Annotated in this window: 26 protein-coding genes and 1 tRNA gene; 15 read left to right on the top strand and 12 right to left on the bottom strand. The window is 28.3% G+C overall.

Annotated elements, in window-relative coordinates; translation table 11 throughout:
• The first annotated feature begins 8 nt into the window (after positions 1 to 8).
• Genes ACTTBM_RS06475 through ACTTBM_RS06410 form a run of 14 tightly spaced genes read left to right on the top strand, consistent with a single transcriptional unit; the run spans position 9 to position 12427 of the window.
• A complete protein-coding gene (locus ACTTBM_RS06475) occupies positions 9 to 620 on the top strand; it encodes a ribonuclease D (RefSeq protein WP_440635208.1) in 612 nt (203 codons plus the stop codon).
• Positions 620 to 1588: a KpsF/GutQ family sugar-phosphate isomerase gene (locus ACTTBM_RS06470; protein ID WP_440635207.1), complete on the top strand. Its 969-nt coding sequence runs from the start codon at positions 620 to 622 to the stop codon at positions 1586 to 1588. Before ACTTBM_RS06475 ends, ACTTBM_RS06470 begins: the two co-directional genes overlap by 1 nt.
• Complete coding sequence (locus ACTTBM_RS06465) at positions 1589 to 2161, top strand: LPS export ABC transporter periplasmic protein LptC (protein ID WP_440635206.1); 573 nt, start codon at positions 1589 to 1591, stop codon at positions 2159 to 2161.
• Positions 2161 to 2937 (top strand): ATP-binding cassette domain-containing protein, encoded by a 777-nt coding sequence (locus ACTTBM_RS06460; protein ID WP_440635205.1) that lies wholly within the window; start codon positions 2161 to 2163, stop codon positions 2935 to 2937. The genes ACTTBM_RS06465 and ACTTBM_RS06460 overlap by 1 nt, the downstream gene beginning before the upstream one ends.
• 5 nt (positions 2938 to 2942) lie before the next feature.
• Complete coding sequence (aroA, locus tag ACTTBM_RS06455) at positions 2943 to 4268, top strand: 3-phosphoshikimate 1-carboxyvinyltransferase (protein WP_440635204.1); 1326 nt, start codon at positions 2943 to 2945, stop codon at positions 4266 to 4268.
• Positions 4265 to 4921, top strand: coding sequence for a (d)CMP kinase (cmk, locus tag ACTTBM_RS06450; RefSeq protein WP_440635203.1), 657 nt, complete (start codon positions 4265 to 4267; stop codon positions 4919 to 4921). The genes aroA and cmk overlap by 4 nt, the downstream gene beginning before the upstream one ends.
• A complete protein-coding gene (locus tag ACTTBM_RS06445; protein ID WP_440635202.1) occupies positions 4921 to 6648 on the top strand; it encodes a S1 RNA-binding domain-containing protein in 1728 nt (575 codons plus the stop codon). The genes cmk and ACTTBM_RS06445 overlap by 1 nt, the downstream gene beginning before the upstream one ends.
• A gap of 16 nt (positions 6649 to 6664) precedes the next feature.
• The gene (locus ACTTBM_RS06440) at positions 6665 to 6955 is read left to right on the top strand and encodes an HU family DNA-binding protein (protein ID WP_440633301.1); all 291 of its coding nucleotides are present in this window, start codon (positions 6665 to 6667) and stop codon (positions 6953 to 6955) included.
• Entirely contained in the window at positions 6945 to 7634 is a 690-nt protein-coding gene (pyrF, locus tag ACTTBM_RS06435) for an orotidine-5'-phosphate decarboxylase (protein WP_440635201.1), read from the top strand. The genes ACTTBM_RS06440 and pyrF overlap by 11 nt, the downstream gene beginning before the upstream one ends.
• Positions 7634 to 8263, top strand: a complete 630-nt coding sequence (locus ACTTBM_RS06430) for a phosphoribosylanthranilate isomerase (RefSeq protein ID WP_440635200.1) — start codon at positions 7634 to 7636, stop codon at positions 8261 to 8263. The genes pyrF and ACTTBM_RS06430 overlap by 1 nt, the downstream gene beginning before the upstream one ends.
• A complete protein-coding gene (trpB, locus tag ACTTBM_RS06425) occupies positions 8253 to 9482 on the top strand; it encodes a tryptophan synthase subunit beta (protein WP_440635245.1) in 1230 nt (409 codons plus the stop codon). The genes ACTTBM_RS06430 and trpB overlap by 11 nt, the downstream gene beginning before the upstream one ends.
• Positions 9482 to 10282, top strand: coding sequence for a tryptophan synthase subunit alpha (gene trpA, locus ACTTBM_RS06420; RefSeq protein WP_440635199.1), 801 nt, complete (start codon positions 9482 to 9484; stop codon positions 10280 to 10282). The genes trpB and trpA overlap by 1 nt, the downstream gene beginning before the upstream one ends.
• Positions 10279 to 11208, top strand: a complete 930-nt coding sequence (locus ACTTBM_RS06415; RefSeq protein ID WP_075505966.1) for an acetyl-CoA carboxylase carboxyltransferase subunit beta — start codon at positions 10279 to 10281, stop codon at positions 11206 to 11208. Before trpA ends, ACTTBM_RS06415 begins: the two co-directional genes overlap by 4 nt.
• Positions 11162 to 12427, top strand: a complete 1266-nt coding sequence (locus tag ACTTBM_RS06410) for a bifunctional folylpolyglutamate synthase/dihydrofolate synthase (protein WP_440635198.1) — start codon at positions 11162 to 11164, stop codon at positions 12425 to 12427. The genes ACTTBM_RS06415 and ACTTBM_RS06410 overlap by 47 nt, the downstream gene beginning before the upstream one ends.
• Here the strand turns inward: ACTTBM_RS06410 and ACTTBM_RS06405 are convergent.
• Genes ACTTBM_RS06405 through ACTTBM_RS06390 form a run of 4 tightly spaced genes read right to left on the bottom strand, consistent with a single transcriptional unit; the run spans position 12424 to position 16049 of the window.
• Complete coding sequence (locus ACTTBM_RS06405) at positions 12424 to 12741, bottom strand: thioredoxin family protein (RefSeq protein WP_440635196.1); 318 nt, start codon at positions 12739 to 12741, stop codon at positions 12424 to 12426. The two genes, ACTTBM_RS06410 and ACTTBM_RS06405, sit on opposite strands and share 4 nt — an antisense overlap.
• A 34-nt stretch (positions 12742 to 12775) precedes the next feature.
• Positions 12776 to 14212, bottom strand: a complete 1437-nt coding sequence (locus tag ACTTBM_RS06400; RefSeq protein ID WP_440635195.1) for an exonuclease domain-containing protein — start codon at positions 14210 to 14212, stop codon at positions 12776 to 12778.
• A gap of 15 nt (positions 14213 to 14227) precedes the next feature.
• Positions 14228 to 14914 (bottom strand): hypothetical protein, encoded by a 687-nt coding sequence (locus ACTTBM_RS06395; RefSeq protein WP_262590152.1) that lies wholly within the window; start codon positions 14912 to 14914, stop codon positions 14228 to 14230.
• Between the two features lie 37 nt (positions 14915 to 14951).
• Positions 14952 to 16049 carry a DNA recombination protein RmuC gene (locus tag ACTTBM_RS06390; RefSeq protein WP_440635194.1) on the bottom strand — a complete coding sequence of 366 codons (1098 nt, stop codon included), beginning with the start codon at positions 16047 to 16049 and terminating at the stop codon, positions 14952 to 14954.
• A 31-nt stretch (positions 16050 to 16080) separates the two neighbouring features.
• Between ACTTBM_RS06390 and ACTTBM_RS06385 the strand changes: the two genes are divergently transcribed.
• On the top strand, positions 16081 to 16212 hold the full coding sequence (locus ACTTBM_RS06385; protein WP_440635193.1) for a hypothetical protein: 132 nt from the start codon (positions 16081 to 16083) through the stop codon (positions 16210 to 16212).
• On the opposite strand, the gene hisG is transcribed toward ACTTBM_RS06385, so the two are convergent.
• The 8 genes from hisG to hisD all read right to left on the bottom strand — a co-directional run bounded on the left by hisG (position 16195) and on the right by hisD (position 22333).
• Positions 16195 to 16884, bottom strand: a complete 690-nt coding sequence (gene hisG, locus ACTTBM_RS06380) for an ATP phosphoribosyltransferase (protein WP_440635191.1) — start codon at positions 16882 to 16884, stop codon at positions 16195 to 16197. The genes ACTTBM_RS06385 and hisG overlap by 18 nt on opposite strands.
• On the bottom strand, positions 16877 to 17725 hold the full coding sequence (locus tag ACTTBM_RS06375) for a sulfotransferase domain-containing protein (RefSeq protein WP_440635190.1): 849 nt from the start codon (positions 17723 to 17725) through the stop codon (positions 16877 to 16879). Before ACTTBM_RS06375 ends, hisG begins: the two co-directional genes overlap by 8 nt.
• Positions 17722 to 18774, bottom strand: a complete 1053-nt coding sequence (locus ACTTBM_RS06370; protein ID WP_440635189.1) for an ATP phosphoribosyltransferase regulatory subunit — start codon at positions 18772 to 18774, stop codon at positions 17722 to 17724. The genes ACTTBM_RS06375 and ACTTBM_RS06370 overlap by 4 nt, the downstream gene beginning before the upstream one ends.
• Complete coding sequence (gene hisS / locus ACTTBM_RS06365) at positions 18752 to 20146, bottom strand: histidine--tRNA ligase (RefSeq protein WP_440635188.1); 1395 nt, start codon at positions 20144 to 20146, stop codon at positions 18752 to 18754. The genes ACTTBM_RS06370 and hisS overlap by 23 nt, the downstream gene beginning before the upstream one ends.
• 312 nt (positions 20147 to 20458) lie before the next feature.
• Positions 20459 to 20671 (bottom strand): cold-shock protein, encoded by a 213-nt coding sequence (locus tag ACTTBM_RS06360; RefSeq protein ID WP_075505957.1) that lies wholly within the window; start codon positions 20669 to 20671, stop codon positions 20459 to 20461.
• 81 nt (positions 20672 to 20752) lie between these two features.
• A tRNA-Phe gene (locus ACTTBM_RS06355) sits at positions 20753 to 20827 on the bottom strand.
• 4 nt (positions 20828 to 20831) lie between these two features.
• Positions 20832 to 21047, bottom strand: a complete 216-nt coding sequence (gene infA / locus ACTTBM_RS06350; protein ID WP_023854397.1) for a translation initiation factor IF-1 — start codon at positions 21045 to 21047, stop codon at positions 20832 to 20834.
• A 2-nt stretch (positions 21048 to 21049) separates the two neighbouring features.
• Positions 21050 to 22333 carry a histidinol dehydrogenase gene (gene hisD, locus ACTTBM_RS06345; RefSeq protein WP_440635187.1) on the bottom strand — a complete coding sequence of 428 codons (1284 nt, stop codon included), beginning with the start codon at positions 22331 to 22333 and terminating at the stop codon, positions 21050 to 21052.

Raw genomic sequence — 22333 nt, 5'->3', positions numbered from 1 at the left:
GTTTAAAAATGAATAATAATATTCAACTTCATAAAAATGATCTACCAGATGATTTAAATTTAGGCAATATAATTGCCGTAGATGGTGAGTTTATGGGTCTAAATGTCAGACGTGACCCATTATGTTTAATTCAATTATCTTCGGGTAACTTGGATGCACATATAGTTCAATTCAATAGAGATAATTATCAAGCACCTAATCTGGTAAAGCTTTTGAATGATGAAAATATAACCAAAATATTTCATTATGGTCGTGCAGATATAGCACATATTAAATATTATTTAAAAACAGAGACAAACAATATTTTAGATACAAAAATTGCTTCTAAACTTGCAAGATCTTATTCTGATAATCATTCTTTAAAAACATTAATTAAAGAATTTATAAATATAGACATTAGTAAACAATTTCAAAGTTCAGATTTTGGTGGTGAATTAACCCCTGCACAACTTAAATACTGTGCTAACGATGTAATATATTTGCATCAAATTCATGATGAATTAAAAAAAATATTAAAAAGAGAAAATAGAATTAAACTTTATGAAGATTGTCTAAAATTTTTAAATACTAGAGTTGAACTTGATCTAGCTTTATTTAAAGATGATATTTGGTCCCATTAATGAAAAAAAAAAATTTTTCAAAAATTGCAAAAAATGTAATTAATCTAGAGATACAAGCTCTAAAAATTTTAAAAAAAAATATAAATAAATCGTTTAATGAAGCTGTTTTTCAAATTGCAAATTGTCAATCAAAAGTAGTTTTATGTGGGGTTGGCAAAAGTGGATTAATTGCATCTAAAATTGCTGCAACGTTAGCTTCAGTTGGAACTCCTTCGTTTAGTCTTTTAGCGAGTGAAGCTTCACATGGTGATCTTGGTATGATTTCAAAAAAAGATATTTTAATATTAATTAGTAACTCAGGTGAAACAACTGAACTTAAAAATATAATTCAATTTGCAAAGAGAAATAAAATTTTATTAATAGGTATTGTTTCAAAAAAAGAGTCTGTTCTTTATAAATCTTCTGACATAAAACTATTTATACCAAAAGCTAAAGAAGCTGAAGGTATAGTCCCAACCGCAAGTACAACTGCACAACTAGCCCTAGGGGACTCTCTTGCAATAGCTTCTATGAAATACAAAAAATTTGGCAAAATGGACTTTAAAAAACTTCACCCTGCCGGAAGTTTAGGTGCTCAACTAAAAACTGTAGAAGATATAATGATTACAGGAGACAAAATACCTTTTGTAAATGAAAATATAAAAATGAATAAAGCTTTGAAAATTTTAACAGAGAAAAAGTTGGGAATTTTGATAGTTTTAAACAATAAAAATAAAACAGTTGGAATAGTAACTGATGGGCAAGTAAGAAGGTTTACTGAAAAAAAATTTGATTTTCGTTTATTGCCAGTTAAGAAAATAATGACAAAAAAACCAATTTTTATTGGAAAAGACGAATTGGCTGCAAAAGCACTTTCAATGATGAATAATAAAAAAATTACATCACTTATTGTAAATAAAGAAGGCCAAACTCAAAAAACAATTGGAGTTATTCATATTCATACAATTTTACAATCTAATATTTCTTAAATGTATAGAAAAAAATTTTTAGGAATTTTTTTTATTTTTTTATCTTTAATAATAGTAATATTATTTTCTTATTTTAAATTCTTTGGTAACAATAAATCCAAAATAGTTCATATTGAGAATAAAGAAGAAGTTTATAACTCTAACTTAATCAAAGATGTTGAGTATTCAACTAAGGATAAGAATAACAATGAGTACTTTATTAGAGCCGACGAAGGAGAAATAGATTTTTCTAATCCAAATATTATTTTTCTAAAAAAAGTTTACGCATTTATTAAATTAATTGATTCTAGAGAAATAACTATTGTTTCTGATTTTGGAAAATATAATTCTGAAAATTATGATACTATTTTTTCAAAAAATGTAAAAATCAACTATTTAGATAATAAAATTGCTGGAGAATATTTAGATTTTTCTTTAGAAAGGAATTTGATGATAATTTCTAAAGAAGTTAGTTACAGTAATTTGGATAATATAATGAAAGCTGATGTTATTGAAATCAATATTAAATCAAAAGATACAAAAATATTTATGCAAGATCAAAAAGAAAAAGTGATTTTAAAAAGTAAAAACTAATGGCTATAATAAAAAAATTTAGAATTAAATCTTTCAAAAAAAATAATTCTATTGTTGAATTTAACAATATCTCACTTTCTTATGGAAATCGATTAATCTTAGATAATTTAAATTTTACAATTAACGAAGGTCAAATTTTTGGAATGCTTGGTCCTAATGGAGTTGGGAAATCAACAATTTTTAATTTAATTACAGGTTTAATAAGTCCAAATAGTGGTATTATAAAAATTTCAAATCAAAATGTAACTAACTATCCTATATATCTAAGAGCTACAAAATTTAAAGTAGGATATGTGCCACAATATGGAGGGTATTTTAATGATCTTACACTTCATGATAATTTGAAAGCAATCAGTGAAATTGTTATTGAAAATAAAAGTTACAGATTAGAAAGAATAAATTACCTAATTTCTAAATTTGAACTTGATAATCTTAAAGATATTAAAGCAAAATTTTTATCTGGTGGACAAAAAAAGAAGTTAGTTATTGCTCTATCTTTATTAAGTGAACCAAAAATTTTACTTTTAGATGAGTGTTTTGCGGCATTAGATGTATTAACAATAAAAATGTTACAAGAGATTATAGTAAACTTGCAAAGTGAATACAGAATTACTATTTGTATATGTGACCATCAGGCTAGAGATCTCTTAGCTTGTGTAGATATGGCGATGATTTTAAGTAATGGAAAAATAGTTGCTCAAGATACACCAGGTAACTTGGTTACTAATAAAAATGCAAAAAATGCATATTTTGGTGACAATTTTAAGTTCAACTAATTCTCATGCCAAATATTGTTAAAATAGAAAAAAAAATAGGAGATTTTCAAAAATCCATAACAATACCTGGTGATAAAAGCTTAAGTATAAGATGGGTTCTTTTTTCTTCGTTAGCCAATGGTACGTCTACGGCAAAAAATCTATTAATGTCAGAAGATGTATTAGCTGCCATTAAAGCTGTAAAGAAATTAGGAATTAAAGTTAGTGTAAACAATAATAAATGTAAAATTTTTGGAAAAGGTATTGATGGCTATAAATATAAAAAAAACCTTAGGATAGATGCACAAAATTCAGGTACATTAGGAAGACTTATTCTTGGTCTATTGGTAAATTCTCCTGAACCAATTTATTTAGTTGGAGATAAAAGTTTATCAAAAAGAGATTTTAGAAGAGTTTCAGATCCTCTAAGCAAATTTGGAGTTAAATTTAAATTAAGAAACAATAATTGTTTGCCTTTAAAAATTTCTGGATCATCTAAGTTAAAACCAATCAAATATAATGAAAAAAGAGGTTCAGCACAGTGTAAAAGTTCAATTATTTTTGCAGCAATGAGAACTGATGGGATAACAACGATAAAAGCAAAAAAATCAAGAAATCATACTGAACTATTATGTAAACATCTAAAATTACCAATTAGTATTAAAAGTAAAAAAAAATTTGATGAAATTAAAATCAAAAAAGTAAAAAAAATAAATTCTTTAAATTATGAAATTCCCTCTGATATTAGTTCTAGTGCATTTTTTATTGTATTGACTGCACTTTCTTTTAACTCACAATTAATTATTAAAAATATCAATGTAAATCCATCAAGAATTGGGATTATAACGATTTTAAAAAAAATGGGTGTTAAAATAATTTTTAAAAATCAAAAAACATACAAGGGTGAAAAAAAAGCTGATATAAAAGTAGTAAGTGCAAAAAATATAAAAGCAATTAATTGTCCTACTGAATTAAATAGTGGAGCAATTGATGAATTTTTAGTTATTTTTTTAGTAGCGGCTAAAGCAAAAGGTGTTTCTTATTTCAAAAATTTAGGTGAACTAAATCAAAAAGAAAGTCCCAGATTAGAATGGGCTAAGAAAATTCTGACCAATTTAGGAGTAAAAACAATTACAACAAATGACACAATAAAAATTTACGGTAATCCTGATCTAAATCTAGATCTAAAAAGAAAAATTATCATAAAAAATTATCTAAAAGATCATAGAGTATTCATGACAAGTGTAGTTGCAGCTTTAAGTTTTGGTGGAAAATGGAATATCCATGATAAAGACTCAATCAATACATCATTTCCAAATTTTTTAAAAATTATTGATTATTTAAAAAAATGATTAAAAGAAAAAATATTTTAAAAATTGCTATCGACTCTCCTGCTGCTGCAGGTGCTGGGACGGTAGCAAAAACTATTTCTAAGCATTATAACCTATTTTATCTTGATACTGGAAAAATTTATAGATTTATTGCTTATCTAAAAATTAAATTCCCTAAGAAATTTAATAACAAATTTATAAAATCGAAAATTAAATTATTAAAAATAAAAGATCTAACAAACAAAAGTTTATTATTAGATGAAGTTGGAAATGAGGCTTCTATAATTTCTAAAATTAAGTCTATAAGAAAAATGGTGCACTCTTTTCAAATCAATTTTGCATATAACCCACCAAAAAAATATAAGGGTTCTTGTTTAGATGGTAGGGATATTACATACAATATTGTTCCTGATGCTGATTTTAAATTTTATATAACTGCAAATGTAAAAACTAGAGCATCAAGGAGATATAAAGAATTAAAATCTCTTAAAAAAAAGACAACCTATGCAGAAGTCTTAAAAAGCATTAAAAAACGTGACAAAAGTGATTTAAATAGAAAAATATCTCCATTAAAGAAAACAAAAGATTCACTATTGATTAATACGACAAACCTTAATAAAAGGTCATGTTTTTTAAAAATAAAAAAAATAATAGACAGGAAAATTAATAATTAATGGAAATTTATAAAGATCTATCTAATCAAGCATCTCAAGAATTCGAAAAATTACTAAATAGTCAGCTTTCAAAAGTACATATTGAAGAGGGTAAAATAATTGAAGGAAAAATAAATAAAATTACAGAAAAATTTGTATTTTTATTTGTTGAGGGTCTAAAATCAGAACCAGTTCTTGATATAAATGAATTAAAAAGCATGGGTCTATCAGAAAAAATTAAAGTTGGAGAAACTATTCCAGTTTTACTTGAAAAAATTGAAGATAAGCATGGCGAGGTACTAGTTTCAGCTTCTAAAGCACAAAAAATTAAAGGTTGGGATAAACTAGTTGAAGCTTACGAAAAAAATGAACCCATAATGGGAAAAATTACATCCAAGTGCAAAGGTGGATGTATAGTTGAGCATATAGACACTGGTTCACTAATGTTTTTACCAGGATCTCAAATTAGTGACAAACCTCTGAAAGATATAAGTCATTTAATGAATGAGCCACAAAAATTTGCTCTAATTAAATTGGATAAAGTTAGAGGTAATGCTTGCGTATCAAGAAGAGAAATAATTTCTTCTTTTAAGAAAGAAGATAAAGCAAAAATAGTTGAAAAATATAAAGTTGGAGACATTATTAAAGGCGCTGAAGTAAAAGGATACAGTTCATTTGGATGCTTCTTTAATGTCAATGGAGAATTAGATGTATTAGTTCACCTGCAAGAAATTTCCTATTCAAGAGTAAATCATCCAGATGAAGTATTTAATATAGGCGAGAAACACGACTTAAAAGTTATAAGTGTTGATAAAGAAAAATTACAAGTTGGATGTTCAGTAAAACAATTATCTCCAGATCCTTTTGAGCATATTGAAAATTACGAATTAAATAAAATCTACAAAGTTAAAGTAGCAAAATTAATGGACTTTGGAGCTTTTTGTGAGCTAGAACCAGGTTTAACAACTTTGCTCCATTCAAGCGAACTAAGCTGGACTAAAAAAAATATTTCAGCAAAAAAAATGTTTAAAGTTGGAGATGAAATAGATTGTGTAATTACTGAAATTGACAAAGACAAAAGACGTGTTGCAATATCACATAGATTAACTCAAGATAATCCTTTTGAAACATTTGAGAAAAAATATCCTGTTGGTACAATTGTTGAAGGAGAAGTTGTAAATAAAAATGAATATTCTTTATTTGTTAAAATTGAAGATTTAGATGTTGATGCTTTTTTACATTGCAATGATTTAACTTATTTAAATAATGGTGAAGAAGAACTGTCTAAGTATAAAAAAGGTGATAAGCTTAAAGTTAAAGTATTGGAAATAAAACCTTCAGAACAAAAGATTAGAGTTGGTTTAAGACAAACTCAAGCAGATCCATTTGACTGGTTTAAAGATAAGTCAAAAAATCAAACAATAACTGTTAAAGTTGTTTCAACTGATAACAAAGGACTTATGGTAAGACCAGAAGGTTGTGAAATGGACTTCCAGATTAAAAAATCTGCAATAGCAATTAATGCTGCTGATGCCAGACCAAGTAGATGGACAGGTGGTGAGAAATTAGACTGTGCGATCGCAGACTTGGACATGAATAAGAGAAAAGTAACATTAAGCATTAGATTACTTGAAGAAATTGAGAAAAAAGAAGCTCTTGAAAAATATGGATCTGAAGGTTCTGGTAAAAACCTACCTTTTTCATCATTATCCGAGGATTTAAAGAAAAAAGAAGAAGAGAAAGAATAATTGAAGAAGTTATAAATTGGCTATTGTAAAATCAAAGCTTTTAAAACAACTCTCTCAAAACTACCCAAATTTCTTAAAAAAAGATTTAGAGAAATTTACTGATATAATTTTAAATGAAATAAAAAGATCACTTCGTAGAGGGGATGGAGTTGAATTAAGAAATTTTGGAACATTTAGAGTTAAGACTCAAAAAGCCTCCATTAGAAGAAATCCAAAAACTGGCGAAAAAGTTGCAGTTCCTGAAAAGAAAGTAATATCATGGAAAATGAGCAAGGAAATGTTTAAAAAGATCAATAATGAAGAATAAAATTATATTCGTTGCATGTGATACTTCAAATTTAGATCAAATAAAAAAAACTCTTAATAGTATTAATACAAAAAAATTAAAAATTATTCCAAAATTTGGATTACAGTTTTTTTACTCAAAAAATGGAAGAAAATTTTTAGAAAAATACAAATCAGATTTTTGGTTGGATTTAAAAATAAATGATATTCCACAAACAGCTCTTTCTGCAGTTGATAGTTTGAAAGATTTAAAAAAATGTAAATACATTACTGTGCATGCAAATGGTGGTCTTCATATGCTTAAAGCTATCAAGGAAAAAACTAAACAAATTAATAAAAATTTAAAAGTACTCGGAGTTACCGTGTTGACTAGTCTTAACAATAAATCGTTAAAAGAAATTGGTCATACCAAAACAGTTGACCAGCTAGTTTTAAAGCAAGCTGGTATTGTTAAAAAATCAGGATGTGATGGAATAGTTTGTTCTGCAAAAGAAGCAAAAATGATTAGAAAAAAATATAAAAATTTTTTAATCATTACACCTGGTATAAGATTACCAGGTGATAATTTAAATGATCAGGCTAGAGTAATGACACCTAAAGATGCTTTCAAAAATAAAGTTTCGGGAGTGGTAATTGGAAGATCTCTTACAAAAGGTAATATTAAGAATAATATTAAAAAATTAATTAATCATTTATACTGATGATTAAGGGTTGTAAAATTTGTGGGATTTCTGATCCTGATACTTTAAATTTTTTAATTAATCACCCTCACCCACCAACATTTATAGGATTTATTTGCAACTATCCAAAAAGTTCTAGATATGTTGAATATGAAAATTTAAAAAAACTTTTAATCAATAATCCAAAACAAAGTTACTATGTTGCTGTTCTGGTAAAACCAAATATAAATATTTTGGAGAAAATTAAAAACTTACCTTTTGATTACTATCAACTATATGATTGCACACCAGAGGAAATAAAAGAGATAAAAGAAAAATATCAAAAGAAAATTATTACAGCTTTTACAATAAAATCAGAGTCCGATTTGGAGGATTATAAATTATACTCTGATCATACTGACATTTATCTATTTGACAGTAAGGGCTATGAGAAAAGTCAATCTTTTGATCATGACTTGATTAAAAATATCAATTTAAATAAGGAATTAATGATTGCTGGTAATATTCAATATAACGATGAGCTTAAAAACTACAAAAATTTAGCAAATTTTATAGATTTATCTGGTGGCGTAGAAACATCTGGATTAAAAGACTTATCCAAAATAGAATTTTTTTTAAATAAAGTTAATGAAATTAAAAATGAAGCTTAAAAAAGGTGTTCAATTAATTGATCAACACGATCAACAAGGTTTTTGGGGAGGGAAATTTGGAGGTAGTTTTATACCTGAAACTTTGAAAAAACCAGTAGAAGATTTAACAAAAGAATTTAAGAAACTTAGAAATAATAAAGCCTTTTTAAAAAAAAGAGATTATTATTTTAAAAATTATATTGGATCTCCAACCTCTTTTGTGAAATTAGAAAATTTGTCCAATCATTTAGGTGGAGCTCAAATTTGGGCAAAAGTAGTTTCTGAAGCAAATGGAGGTGCGCATAAAATCTATAATGCCACTGTTCATGCACTAATTTGTAAAGCTATGGGTAAAAAATACATTGTTGGCGATACTGGAGCTGGATATGCAGGAAAAATGTTAAGTATGGCAGCTAAAAAATTTGGACTTAAATGTAAAATTTTTATGGGTGCTAAAGACATTAAAAGACAAAAACCAAATTGTGACGCTATGAGAAAAAACGGTGCAGAAATAGTGCCAGTTTATTCTGGAAGTCAGACTTTAGTTGATGCAGTGAGTGAATGCATGCGATATTGGGTATCTAATTGTGATAATACACATATGTGTGTTGGTAGTACTGTTGGACCAAATATCTTCGTAAAAATATGTGGTTGGTCAACTGCACAAATTTCTAGAGAATTAAAAAAGCAGCTTAAAAAAGAATTTAAAAAAATTCCAAATAAAATTAAATTAATTAATTGTGTTGGAGGTGGTAGTTCTGCATATGGATTTTGGAGTGAGTTTATTGATTTTGATAAAAAACAAATAGAATTGATTGGTGTGGAGGCAGGAGGTCCTAAAAAATCAAAACTTCACGCAGCACCACTAAGCAGAAATGCAAAAGTTGGTATTTTGCACGGAGCAGCTTCGTATGTTTGTCAAAATAATGAAGGACAAATTAATGATACAGAATCTATAAGTGCTGGTTTAGATTATCCTGGTGTAAGTCCTATTCATTGCTTTTTAAAAGATACTAAAAGAGCACGATATACTTATGCAACAGATGAGGATGCACTTAATGCACATGAAATGGTAACTAAATTTGAAAAACTTAATCCAAGTTTAGAACCCAGTCATGCTTTTGCTGAGGCAATAAAAATTGCTCCAAAATTAAGCAAAGATACAATTATAATTGTTAACTCATGTGGTGATGCAAAAAAAGATAGAGATATTTTAAGAGAAAGATTGGGAAAACATTAATGAGCTCTTTACTTAATAAAGCTTTTTTAAATGCCAAAAAAGAAAATAGACCTGCCTTACTGACCTATACAGTTGCAGGTGATAATACTAAAAAAAAATCTTTAGAAATTCTTAAGTCTATTTCAAACTACGCTGATATTTGTGAATTGGGTTTTCCTCACAACACTCCCATAGCTGATGGAGGTCAAATCCAGACTAGTGCCTATAGAGCAATTAAAAATGGTATAAAAATTAACGATGTATTTTCAATTGCAAAAAATTTTAAAAAATCAAAAAAAAATACTCCAATTATACTGATGGGTTATTACAATATGATATTTCAGTACAATGAAAATAAATTTTTAGATAGATGTAAAAAATCAAAGGTAGATGGACTGATTGTTGTAGATTTGCCTTATCCTGAAAACAAAAGTTTTGCATCAAGATGTAAAAAAAATGGAGTGAATTTTATACAATTGGTCTCACCTACTACTTCTCAAATTAGATTAAAAAAAATAATAAAGGACTCGCATGATATGGTTTACTATATTAGCATGTTGTCAACTACAGGGGGTAAACTAAAAGTTTCCCCAAAGAAAATCTTGGAAAGATACAACAAAATTAAAAATCAAAATAAATCAAAAAATGTGGTGATTGGCTTTGGTATTACTGAAAAGACCATTAAATCTCTTAAAAAAGCTGATGGTTTAGTAGTTGGTAGTGCGATATGTAAGGAAATATCTAAATCAATTGAAAGAAGACAAAATACTGTCACAAATGTTACTAATATCGTTAAAAGATTAAGAAATAAAATTCAATGAACTGGATAACCAAAATTATTAAAGCAGGTGAAAAGATAAAAACTGCTATACGTGAACGAGCTACTAAAGAAGATATTGCAAAAAGTGAATGGACAAGTTGTTGTCGTGGACCAATTCTAAAGAAAGATTTAGAAGCAAACCTTTGGGTATGTCCAGATTGTAATAAGCATCATAGAATTAAACCAAAACAAAGATTTGATATTTTGTTTGGAAAAAACAACTATGAAGTTTTTAAAACACCCATTCCAAAAGATGATCCTTTAAATTGGACAGACTCTAAATCATACAAAGATAGATTAAAAAGTGCTCGTAAGAAAACTGGATTAGATTGTGGGATGATGGTTGCATCTGGGACAATCAATAATATTAAAATAACAGCTGTTGCATCTGATTTTGACTTTTTAGGAGCTTCAATGGCTGCTGCAGAAGGTGAAGCATTTTTATATGGAATTCAACATGCAATAGAAAATCAAACACCATTTATATGTATAAGCGCTGGTGGAGGAATGAGAATGATGGAAAGTTTAATTTCATTGTCTCAAATGACAAGAACTACACTTGCGATTAATGAATTAAAGAAAAATGGTTTACCTTACTTAGTTTGTATTACAGATCCAACTGCAGGAGGAATAACTGCTTCTTATGCAATGTTAGGAGATATTCATATTGCAGAGCCAGGCGCTTTAATTGCATTTGCAGGCGCAAGAGTTATTCAAGGAACAGTAAAAGAAGAATTGCCTGAAGGTTTTCAAAAAAGTGAGTATGTTGAGAAAACTGGATTTGTTGATTTAATCGTAGAGAGAAGAGATCTAGCATCTAAAATAGGAACTTTATTATCAATTTTGTTAAAACAAAATTCTGCTATAAGTTCTGAGCAAAATGAGACTTCAGAAGATACTCAGCAATTTTCAAAAGTTGCATCCTAAAGAAATAGATTTATCTTTAGATAGAATTCAAAATCTTTGTAAAAAATTAGGAAATCCTCAAGATAAAATTAAGGCTATATCAGTTGTAGGAACTAATGGTAAGAACTCTACCATCCAGGCTATTTATGCAATTCTTAAGGAAGCAAATTTAAAATGCAATGTTTATACGAGCCCACATATACAAAAAATTAATGAAAGATTTGTATTTAATAATCAGGAATTAAATGCCGAGGAATTAGCCGATTTATTAGAAGAGGTTGAAAAAGTTAATAATAACGAACCAATAACTGTTTTTGAAATGTTATCAGCTTGTTTTTTTTATAAAGCTGCCCAATATCCTGACAATATCAACTTAATAGAAAGTGGTTTATTCCATCGTTTTGATGCTACTAATATTTTAAAGAGCAATCTTGCAAGTATAGTAACTTCTATAAGCAAAGACCATCTTGACTGGCTTCCAAAAGAAAATCAAACAATTGAGCAAATTGTTTTTGAAAAAACATCAGCCTTACTTAATTCAAATATTGTTATCGCAAAACAAAATAAAAAAGAGACAATGGAATGTATTAAAAAAACTATCAAATATAACTCTTCAAATAAATTATTTTTTAATGAAGACTATAGTTATTCAATTCAAGAGAATGGTTTTTTTTACTATGAGGATAAATTTGGAGGTTTGAAACTTCCTCTACCAAACGTTCTTGGTCAGTTTCAACTAGAAAATATATCGACTGCTATTGCAACTATAAGAACTTTAAATCTTGGAATTCAAAGCAATGAAATAGAAAGTGGTATTCAAAATATTAATAATCTTGCAAGATTACAGGAAATTAAATCTGGAAAACTAAAAGAACTTGTAAAAAATAATACATTATTAGTTTCTGGGGATCATAACCCTGATGGAGCTAGAGTAGTAAATGAATACCTCCAAACTTTAGATTGTAATAAACACATAATCTTAGGTATGATGTCCAACAAGGATCATAATGAGTATATTAGTTATTTTAAAAATATCTCAACCTTGACCACTATTGATATTCCAAACCAACCTAATTCAATTGGTGGAAAAGAATTAAAAAACAAACTAAATTCATTCAAAAATGTTCAGTACAAAGAAGATATATTTGATGCAATCAAGTCTATTTCGGTCAAGAAAAACGATATAATCTTAATTACAGGTTCTCTTTATCTGGCTGGAGAAATACTTAATTTGAATTAGATATTTTTTTCTAAAAATTCTTTCATGTGGCTTTCAGGTACCCCACCAACTTTTCTATCTACTTCAACACCTTTTTTGTAAATAATAACAGTTGGTACGCCTCTTATACCCGCAGCACTTCCAGTGTTTATTCCACCATCTTCTACATCAGCATAATAAAAACCAGCTTTACCTTTGTATTCATCAGCTAATTTATCCATCACTGGTTTTAAAGCTTTGCAAGGACCACACCAACTAGCTGAAAACTGGATTACCGAAACATCTTCATTTTTGATTTTACTATCAAAATCTTCATCTTTAAAATCTATAAGCATAAATCCTTTCTATAAATTAAAGTTTTAAAGTCAACTATGCAATTTCATATTTTTTTTCAATAGACATAATAAATTCATTTATTTCATCCAATTTTTTTAGTTCTTCTTCATCATCTCTATTAGATGCTTGGTCTCTCAAGGTGTCTATTTCAGTGTAAGCCATTGCTATAGTTTGCCACTTTTCTCTATTTTTACTTAAAATTCTTCTAGCTATCTCACTTTTAATATTTTTATATAAATCAGGTGGTAATACGTGAGGTGCTTCTTGGTAAATAATTTTTTGTCCAAACCATGCACATCTCTTATCTTGAAATTTATCTAGTAATCTTAATTTTTCTTCCCATGATGAGCTGTGCCATGTTTTAAATAAAGCAGTATCTTTGTTTGGAACAAATTTCTCATACAATGTTTCCTCAGGAAGTAAATCTTCTTGATTTTGAGTTTGAGCCTTTTCTTCTGCAGCTTCCCTATTAATGATTTGAATATTCTTGCATAGGTTTTCGCTAGATCTAACTAATTTGGCTCTTTTTTGAATTGTTTCCAAATCAAGATCTGCATAGGCTTTTTCTTTTAAAGCAAATTTTTTATCTAATACTACAGGCGCTTTATTTGTTTTAATAACTCTTAAAGCTTTAGGACTTATTTTTTTAAGATTAGCTTTAAGCTCATTAACAGACATATTTAAAAAAGGTTCTGGATCTCTTCTTAAGTCCCAAAGATATCCCCAGGAAGCATAAGATGGATGAAAACAATGCTCTGGATGTAATGTTGAAACTAAATACATCATATTTCTTCCTTTAACATTTTCAAAAATTGAATAAATACCCTCTGCTTTTAAAATAGATTCCACACTACTCTTTGTAGAGGTGGTTAAAAATTTTTCCCAATTATCGTTATGCTTTTCCTTTATAATTCTTAAAATTTTTAAACTTGTAAATGCATCATGATATGCAGTATGTTGTTGGGAAGTATCAAATCCTTGTTGTCTTGCTAACCCTTCAAGAGCAAGACTTTCATTTCCAGCATCTGTTAGTTCTGTTTTTAAAGTTTCAGAATTAATTGTTTGTGCAGCTCTTGCAACATGCAGACCGTCGTGTTCTTTATTTGGAGACGAATGAGTAATGTAAGGATATCTGTTACCTTTAAAGAAATTGAAATGGAACATTCGTCTATCAAAATTTAAGTTACTCCATCCCATAAATAATGCTGGAGCAGCTTTTGAAAAGAAGTTTTCAACTGCTCCTAAAAATTCATAATGAGAATAATTTCCTTTAGTAAGTAAATCGATACTTGTTGAGTTTACCAATAGAGCTTTAGCACTTGGCACTTCTCCTTCTGGCATTCTGCCTCTGATATTTAACTTACCAATTTCATTTAAATTTTTATCAACAACAACTGCTCCAACCTCAATAATTGATCCCCAAATAGTGCTATTAGTTGTTTCAGTGTCGTAGATTACAAATTTATCCATATTTTCTTATATATTTTAAGTTAAATTAGATAGTTCATGAAATTTTTTTAATCTTCCTAAAAACAAATTTTGATAGATGACTAAATCATGTCCTTGAATTTTAAATTCTTGGAATAATTTATCTACAGTGCAGACCAAAATAACACAAGAAGTGATATTGGAGTTATACACAACATTATGAGCTAAAGAATACGCGCTGGTTTGTAATAACCATGAATCGATATACTCAGCTTTCTTTGGTTTATTGCTTTGTTTAAAATCTATAATTGTTTCTCTTCCTTCATAAACTCCAACACAGTCCGCAGTGCCAGCATACTTATCTGGATAGTACAATGTACACTCAACACCCCATATTTCTTCCAATCTATTTTTTAAACCATGATCTATTATTTCTTTTGCCATCAATTTATATTGTTCATTATCATCAAAAAAACTTAAATTTTCTCTACCAAGCAAATAAGATTCTAAGTAGTTATGCATCTGCGAACCTCTACTGCTTGCTGCTTTTGTGATAGCTTCAGCTTCTTTATATCCTGTTCTCTCTCTCCAATTTGCTAGTGCTGCTTTATCCTCCTCAGATTTAGTAACATCTAAAATTGAAGTAACACTTGGTAATTTTTCTTCTCCCAAAAGGTATCTTCTAATACCATCAACTGTTGCTCTTGAAGATTTTGGATAATCATATTTACGATTCCATTGCATGAGATTTCTTATAAATGGTATTATCAAAAAAAAGAAATTAATTTTTAATTTGTCTTTGTTTATCAACAAATTTTTCAACGTTGTCTGTTTGTACAGCTTTCTCAACCTGCTCTGGATCTTTTATGCTTTCCAAAGTTCTATTTATTGATCTTGCATCTGTTCCAAATTTATCAACTACACCCATAGCATCTTCTAATTTTTTTCTAAGAACTACTATATTGTCAAAGTGTTTTGAAAATCTTGTGCTTATTGTTTTTAAATGATTATAGATTTCAGTTGCTCCCTTTTGAACTTTCAAGGATTGAAATCCCATGTGTAAAGATTGCAAATATGCTGACAAAGTATTAGGGCCACAGATTACAATTTTATATTTTTTCATTAATTCTTGAGTTAATAATTCTTTTGTACTTGGGTCTTGGTATTCAGTTAACTCTTTGTATAAACTTTCTGTAGGGGCATACACAATTGCAAAGTCAGTAGTTTTTGGTGGTACAATATATTTTTCATTTACACTTTTGGCTTTTGCCTTAAATGCAGTAGCTAATTTTGCTCTAGCATCGGCAACTAACCTTTTGTCTTCCGCGTCATGACCATCGGTAATTGCTTTAAATTTCTCCACCGGAAAATGACTATCAACTGGAACTAAAACATCACCTTGTAGCTTAATTGCAAATTCTACATTCTCACTTGTATTCTCTTTCATTTTCACATTTGTCATAAATTGAGAAGCTGGTAGTAAATCTTTAATCAGTGCATCCAAACTAAACTCTGCAAGAGTTCCATATTTTTTAACACCAGCTAAAATCTTAGTTATTCCTTCTTGGCTTTGATTTAATAGTTGAACTTGTTGATTAAAATTTCCAACTTTTTCATCTACTTTAGTTAAAGCCTCTGTCATATCTTTTGTTACTCCAGTAGACAGATTGTTAAATGAAGTGGACATTGCTCCAAGTGAGCTATTGATTGTTGTATTTAAAGTATCCTTTAAACTTGAAATTTCAGATTTTAAGTTAGCTATTTCTTCAGCTTCTTTATTTTCTTTTTGATCTTCAGGCTTAGATCTTAAATTTAAGTAAAGAATTGTCGAAACTGCTCCAAGCAGCAAAATTAAAATAACTAAAAATATAGCTTCCATGAATCACTTTATATCATATATAAAATATGTAATGGAATTATTATTAATATTTAAAATTATTATTGGTTTAGGAATGCTAGTTGGTCTTTATGCAATCCTTCGAAACCTAGATATTATTAAAATTATTCTTATTTATTGGAAAGATTTAATTCTTAGAAAGTAATCTAGCTAAACTTTGAAGAGATTTATTTTTAGAAGATGATTTAGATATCATCATACAAGCCTCTGATTTTAATATTTCACCATCTTTTAAAATTCTTAGATTATTAGCTTTTAACGTTTCTCCTGTTGAAGTGATGTCAGTAATTATTTCTGATGAACCAGTAAATGGATATGCTTCTGTAGCACCTAAACTATCTACTAATTTAAATTGAGTAACTCCTTTAGAGAATAAAAATTCTCTTGTTAAATTTGGATATTTGGTTGCAACTCTTAATCTTTTCTTTTTCTTATCTCTAAACTCAAATGCTATTTCCTCTAAATCAGCAATAGTTTGAACATCAATCCAAGGATCTGGAATTGCAACTACTAACGTGGCTTTCCCAAAATCGTATTTTTTAATGACATTAATTTTCTTTTGAATATTTATTTCACTTTCTTTCAACAAATCAAATCCAGAAAATCCTAGATCTAATGAACCATCTCCAAGTCTTTCTATAATTTCTCTTGCATGAAGGTATAAAATTTTAACATTTTTTTTTTGTTTAATTGAACCTAATAAATCTCTTTCTCCTCTTTCTGAAATTAGATTTAATTTATTTTTTTTAAATATGTTTAAGACATCCTTTCTGAGTCTACCTTTGCTAGGAATGCCAATATTGAAAATTTTATTCATATTTAAAATACCTCAATTCATCTTTGAAAATAGAATTCATTTCTGAAATTAAATCTTGGGTAAGCAATTTTTTATAATTATTGTTTGGCCCCAAATGAAAAAAGTCAATTTTCTTATCCTCGGATTTTTTTTTAACCGATTCAGCAAACCCTTCCCTTTTTTCCATATTTTTCATTTTTTCGAATTGACAAGATTGAATAACTTTTTTTGCTTTTTCTTTATCAAAATGTTTTTTTTGACTTATAATTGAGTTTAAAAAATCAATTACATTCTTAAAAGTTTCAAAAGTTTTGTTTTGCAAATCTTCATATCTAATAGTTAAAACTGGAAACAATTTATTGTCTATCCAAGATTTTTGATGCGTTTTCCATGAAAATAAAGATACAAAACCAAGATATCTATCGTCTTCCTTATAAAGCAAACACCTACCTTCGTCTTTCATAAATTCCAATACCTGTTGATGGTTTTTAAAATCAAAGTGATTTAGTATTGAATTAACAACATTCCTTGGGTCTCTAACAATATATATTGCTCCAATAGAATTTTTTTGATCAGTAAATACTGAATTATCAATTTTGCATAAAGCATTATGAGTTTTTAAAAAAGTTAACTTATTTTTTTCATTAATTTTTTTTTGGACATCTAGCCAGTACTTTGATGTACTCTCAGGTTTATAAAAAGCATCTTTGTAATTTCTAAAATCATTATAATTTGGAAATTGGTCTATATAATTTAAAAGTTTAAAATTAAACTCACCTGTATTGGTATAGAAATAAGTTGCAATCATTGATCTTAACCATGTATTTCCACTCTTTGGATATGAAGCTAGCCAAATAATCATAAACTTATATTTATTGCAGCTCCAACTGCTGCTATTTGTTTTTTTGATCCAAGGTCAGAAATTAAACGATCATAACGACCACCATTTATAATATTTTTTAATTTATTTTTTGATTTAACATCAATTTTAAAAACCATTCCTGTGTAATATTCTAATTGTCTTCCAAAAGAAGTTGAAAATACTACATTTAGTTTTGAAAGTTTATTTTTAGATACAGGAAAATATCTTTGATCAACCACCAAATTAATTCTATTTTTTTTAAAAAATTTATTTAACTCAGATGCAGCCTCATTAATTGGACATTTGATTTTTAAGAAGTCTTTAATAATTTTTGAAACACCTTTGCCTTTACTAGCTCTTCTTGGATCTTTAATTTTGTTATCAAATCGATTTAATATCTCATTAATAGTTCTTCCTGCTATTACATTTGATAAATCTTCTTTCAGCATTTTTAAATAACGCTTTTTATCTATTTCAACGATAGTTGGATCTACATCAGAGTTTGTCTCTAATCTTTTTAAAAGATCGTTAAAGTAATCTTCTCTCCAAAAATGTCTTGATAATCTTAACTTCCATCTTTTTGGAATATCTAGTTTTGAAATTAACAAATTAAATATTTCAACATTTCCAATTGTTAATTTGCCTGATGAATATTTAATATTTTGAAGAGATTTTAATGAGGTATTGATAATTTCTTTATCATCATTTTTTTCATCTTTAGAGCCTAAAATTTCAAATCCAATTTGATCTCGGATAATAGAATCACTTTTATTTTCAGATTTTCTATAAGCTTGACCACTATAAAAAATTTTTTCTTTTCCTTTTAAATTATTTTCTAAATATCTTAAGCAGGATGCAATTGTTAAATCTGGTCTAAGACACAGCTCACTTCCATTTTGATCAGTAAATGAAAAAATAAATTTTCTAAAGTTTTCACCTGACCTTTGAACAATATGATTTGCCTCAATAACTGACGGTAAATCAATATATTTATAACCCTTAGATTTTACTGATCTAAGAATGCTTTCAGATAAGTTTTTTGATTTCATCTATTAAATTTGATTTTGGAAATGTTTTGTTATTTTCACCTTTAACACCTTTAAGATTTTTTATCGTTACTGTTCCTTCATTAAATTCATTGTCACCACAAATAACTGCTACATTTAATTCACGCTTATTTGCTAAGGTTAATTGCTTACCTAAATTTTTCTTTATGTCTAAAAAAATTTCTGCATTAATGTTATTTTCTCTTAATTGGTCTACAATTTCGTAATAATTTTTTAGATATTTTTCATCCATCACACAGACTAAAACAGGCTTTTCATCATCGACCTTAATCTGATCCAATTGTAAAAGTGCAAATAATAATCTGTCTACACCGAAACTAATTCCTGTACCTGGAATATCTATCCCTTTAAATCTTGAGATAAGTTTAGCATAAGAACCTCCTGAACAAATGCTACCAATATCAACTTCTTTTCCTTTATTATTTGTAACTTTAAAATTTAGGTTAGTTTCAACGATAAAATCAGAATAATAAGCTAAACCTCTAACAATAGTAAAATTGGTTTGTACTTTCTCTAAATTAGAACCAAATCCTAAAATTTCAAAAACGTCCTCTAACTCTTTAATTCCCTCTTGAGACAATGGATTTTTTAAATTTTCTTTTAATTGTTTTAACTCTTTTATTTTTAAGAAATTTAATATTTGCGATGCTTGTTCGTCAGTTAGATCAGCACCTTTTGTAACTGCACCGCTTGCATCTTTTCTCTCTTTTTTAAGAAGATCTTCAACACCTTTTAAACCAAATCCAGGTTTATCTAATTTATCAATAGCTCTAATTACTTTTAATTGCTTATTTTCAGTTATTTTTAAATCATCAATTAAACCTTGTACTATTTTTCTGTTACTAATATTGATTGTGAATTGATCTTTATTCAAACCACAATCTAAGAGTGTACTTGAGATTAAATTACAAAGTTCTGCATTAGCTTGAGCTGAATTGACATTTCCAACAATATCAAAGTCGGCCTGCATGAACTCTCTGTATCTTCCATTTCCTGCTTTTTCATTTCTAAAAACATTCTGAATTGCATATCTTTTGTAAATTGACGGAAGCTCTTGGTTGTTTTGAGCAACAAATCTAGCTAAAGGACTAGATAGATCGTATCGAAGAGTAATATTTTTATCGCCATCTTTAAATGAGAATACATCAGACATAGGGTTATCCTCGTCCTCTGCTAAAAACGAACCAATATTTTCGCTGATCTCAAAAGAAGGTGTCTCTAATGGTTCAGCTCCAAATTTTAAAAAATTTTTTTCAATCACTTTTAAAAGCTGTTTTTTTAAAACTAACTTTTTATTCCAACGATCTTCAAATCCAGATGGTAAGGAAGGATTGAGTTTTTTATCTTTTTCCATTTTAGTGGTACTTTGGGTAGGTTACGCTCCTACGACTTCGGATCCACAAACCGACGTGATACTATTTCACCACCAAAGCTTATCCTTTAGTTATTATCTTATTTTATGTGGAATGAAAATTATAATATAAATAAATAGCCTAATGGCTATGGAAACAGTTTCTGTGAGTACTTCTATAAGCAATTCTGTATGTAATATTTATATTCATGATCAGCCTTTTAGACAAAAATTATTAATATTCAAGGCTTTAATAAAAAAAGGACGTTAATCTACTAAATGTAGAAATAACGTCCTTTAGAAATTTTACGAAAATTAGTCTATTTTTTTTAAATTTACTGCAGAAGGACCTTTAGGACCGTCTTCTAATGTGAATTCAAGTTTATCACCTTCATTAAGAAATCTCATTCCAGCAGCTTTTACAGCTGAAGCATGTACAAAGGCATCTTTTTCTTTGTCGTCTCTCTCTATAAAGCCATATCCCTTTTTACCATTATACCATTTTATTTTACCTTGTAGTGTACTCATCTTATTTCTTTGTCCTTTTGTTATTTATTATATTAATTAAGTTAATTTCTTTTACAGGTATTTCAAGATCAAACTTTGTGGTGGTGGCTGAGGAAGGATTCGCACCTCCGACACAAGCCTTTTCAGGGCTCTGCTCTACTCCTGAGCTACTCAGCCTTATTTATCCTCTAAAGATAATTCTTCCTTTAGTAAGATCGTAAGGTGTCATCTCCACAGTTACATTGTCACCTTGAAGAACTCTAATTCTGTTTTTTCTCAACTTACCTGCTGTGTGAGCTGTAACAGTATGACCATTCTCTAGCTTAACTCTAAACATTGCATTCGGAAGTAGGTCTATCACAGTACCCTTGAATTCAAGTAAGTCTTGTTTTGACAAATTTATTTTCTCCTTATTCTTTTTAATACTGATTGAGCATGCCCAACCAAGCCTTCGTAATTTGCAAGTGTTATAACTGATGGTCCAAGACTTTCAATACCCTTTTTTGATAGGTTTATGTATGAAATCCTTTTGTAGAATTCGTTTACACTTATACCACTTGAATATTTTGCTGATCCGTTAGTTGGTAAAACATGGTTTGAACCTACATTATAATCCGTCATAGCCATAACAGCATATTTTCCTAAACAAATTGATCCTGAATTTTTTATTTTTGAAACAATAGATTTATAGTTTTTAACATTTAATTCTAAATGCTCTGGAGCTATTTTGTTAACAATGTCGATAATTTTTTTATCTGAATTTACATGCATCAAAATTCCATTATTTTGCAAACTTCTCTTTGCAATAGACTCTCTTGGAATTTCTTTTAATTGCTTAATTATTTCAGTTTTAACTTTATTTAATAAGTTTTTATCTTTTGAAATTAATATGCACTGTGCAAGATCATCATGTTCTGCTTGTCCTATTAAATCGCTAGCAACCCATTCTGGATTAGAATGCTTGTCACAAACTATTGTTACTTCAGAAGGACCAGCAGTCATGCCCTCAATTCCAACATCTCCAAAAACTTCTTTTTTTGCAGCTGCAACGTAAGCATTTCCAGGCCCTACAATTTTATCAACCTTTTTAATTTTTTTTGTTCCATAAGAAACTGCAGCGATAGCAGATGGTCCACCAATTGAATAAATTTCCTTAATTTTACATTTTTTAGCAGCATACAATACTGCAGGATTTTGTTTTCCTTTATAGCCTGGGTTGATCATAACTATTCTTTTTACACCAGCAACAATAGCTGGAATTGCATTCATCAATACACTAGATGGATAGGATGCCGTTGAACCAGGCACATAAATTGCAACCGAATCTATTGGCAAATATTTATACTCAAGTTTATTTTTAAATTTATCAGTGTAAGAAATATTTTTGAATTTTTGTAATGAATGAAATTTATAAATCCTGTTGTAAGCAGTATCTATAGAATTTTTTACAATGAAATTTAATGATTGAATTGATTTTTGAATTTGATTTGAGCTAGGCTTGATTACTGAATTTTTGTTAAATTTTTTTTCATATTTTAGTAAGGCTTTATCACCATTTTTTTTTACATCTTTAATAATGTTAGTGACAGAAACAGAACTTGATTGCACTTTTCTTTTTCTTTGCATCAACAAACTATCTAATAATTTGTCAAAATTTTTCTTACTGCTATCTAAAACCTTCAT

It is taken from the genome of Candidatus Pelagibacter sp. HIMB1746 (assembly GCF_052047555.1).
GTDB lineage: Bacteria > Pseudomonadota > Alphaproteobacteria > Pelagibacterales > Pelagibacteraceae > Pelagibacter.
This window is presented reverse-complemented; position numbering and strand designations above follow the sequence as displayed.

What these genes read in the sequence shown, in the direction of transcription:
- ACTTBM_RS06475 (WP_440635208.1), top strand. Translation starts at nt 9, where the DNA reads ATGAATAATAATATTCAACTTCATAAAAATGATCTACCAGATGATTTA.
- ACTTBM_RS06470 (WP_440635207.1), top strand. Translation starts at nt 620, where the DNA reads ATGAAAAAAAAAAATTTTTCAAAAATTGCAAAAAATGTAATTAATCTA.
- ACTTBM_RS06465 (WP_440635206.1), top strand. Translation starts at nt 1,589, where the DNA reads ATGTATAGAAAAAAATTTTTAGGAATTTTTTTTATTTTTTTATCTTTA.
- ACTTBM_RS06460 (WP_440635205.1), top strand. Translation starts at nt 2,161, where the DNA reads ATGGCTATAATAAAAAAATTTAGAATTAAATCTTTCAAAAAAAATAAT.
- aroA (WP_440635204.1), top strand. Translation starts at nt 2,943, where the DNA reads ATGCCAAATATTGTTAAAATAGAAAAAAAAATAGGAGATTTTCAAAAA.
- cmk (WP_440635203.1), top strand. Translation starts at nt 4,265, where the DNA reads ATGATTAAAAGAAAAAATATTTTAAAAATTGCTATCGACTCTCCTGCT.
- ACTTBM_RS06445 (WP_440635202.1), top strand. Translation starts at nt 4,921, where the DNA reads ATGGAAATTTATAAAGATCTATCTAATCAAGCATCTCAAGAATTCGAA.
- pyrF (WP_440635201.1), top strand. Translation starts at nt 6,945, where the DNA reads ATGAAGAATAAAATTATATTCGTTGCATGTGATACTTCAAATTTAGAT.
- ACTTBM_RS06430 (WP_440635200.1), top strand. Translation starts at nt 7,634, where the DNA reads ATGATTAAGGGTTGTAAAATTTGTGGGATTTCTGATCCTGATACTTTA.
- trpB (WP_440635245.1), top strand. Translation starts at nt 8,253, where the DNA reads ATGAAGCTTAAAAAAGGTGTTCAATTAATTGATCAACACGATCAACAA.
- trpA (WP_440635199.1), top strand. Translation starts at nt 9,482, where the DNA reads ATGAGCTCTTTACTTAATAAAGCTTTTTTAAATGCCAAAAAAGAAAAT.
- ACTTBM_RS06415 (WP_075505966.1), top strand. Translation starts at nt 10,279, where the DNA reads ATGAACTGGATAACCAAAATTATTAAAGCAGGTGAAAAGATAAAAACT.
- ACTTBM_RS06410 (WP_440635198.1), top strand. Translation starts at nt 11,162, where the DNA reads ATGAGACTTCAGAAGATACTCAGCAATTTTCAAAAGTTGCATCCTAAA.
- ACTTBM_RS06405 (WP_440635196.1), bottom strand. Translation starts at nt 12,741, where the DNA reads ATGCTTATAGATTTTAAAGATGAAGATTTTGATAGTAAAATCAAAAAT.
- ACTTBM_RS06400 (WP_440635195.1), bottom strand. Translation starts at nt 14,212, where the DNA reads ATGGATAAATTTGTAATCTACGACACTGAAACAACTAATAGCACTATT.
- ACTTBM_RS06395 (WP_262590152.1), bottom strand. Translation starts at nt 14,914, where the DNA reads ATGCAATGGAATCGTAAATATGATTATCCAAAATCTTCAAGAGCAACA.
- ACTTBM_RS06390 (WP_440635194.1), bottom strand. Translation starts at nt 16,049, where the DNA reads ATGGAAGCTATATTTTTAGTTATTTTAATTTTGCTGCTTGGAGCAGTT.
- ACTTBM_RS06385 (WP_440635193.1), top strand. Translation starts at nt 16,081, where the DNA reads ATGGAATTATTATTAATATTTAAAATTATTATTGGTTTAGGAATGCTA.
- hisG (WP_440635191.1), bottom strand. Translation starts at nt 16,884, where the DNA reads ATGAATAAAATTTTCAATATTGGCATTCCTAGCAAAGGTAGACTCAGA.
- ACTTBM_RS06375 (WP_440635190.1), bottom strand. Translation starts at nt 17,725, where the DNA reads ATGATTATTTGGCTAGCTTCATATCCAAAGAGTGGAAATACATGGTTA.
- ACTTBM_RS06370 (WP_440635189.1), bottom strand. Translation starts at nt 18,774, where the DNA reads ATGAAATCAAAAAACTTATCTGAAAGCATTCTTAGATCAGTAAAATCT.
- hisS (WP_440635188.1), bottom strand. Translation starts at nt 20,146, where the DNA reads ATGGAAAAAGATAAAAAACTCAATCCTTCCTTACCATCTGGATTTGAA.
- ACTTBM_RS06360 (WP_075505957.1), bottom strand. Translation starts at nt 20,671, where the DNA reads ATGAGTACACTACAAGGTAAAATAAAATGGTATAATGGTAAAAAGGGA.
- hisD (WP_440635187.1), bottom strand. Translation starts at nt 22,333, where the DNA reads ATGAAGGTTTTAGATAGCAGTAAGAAAAATTTTGACAAATTATTAGAT.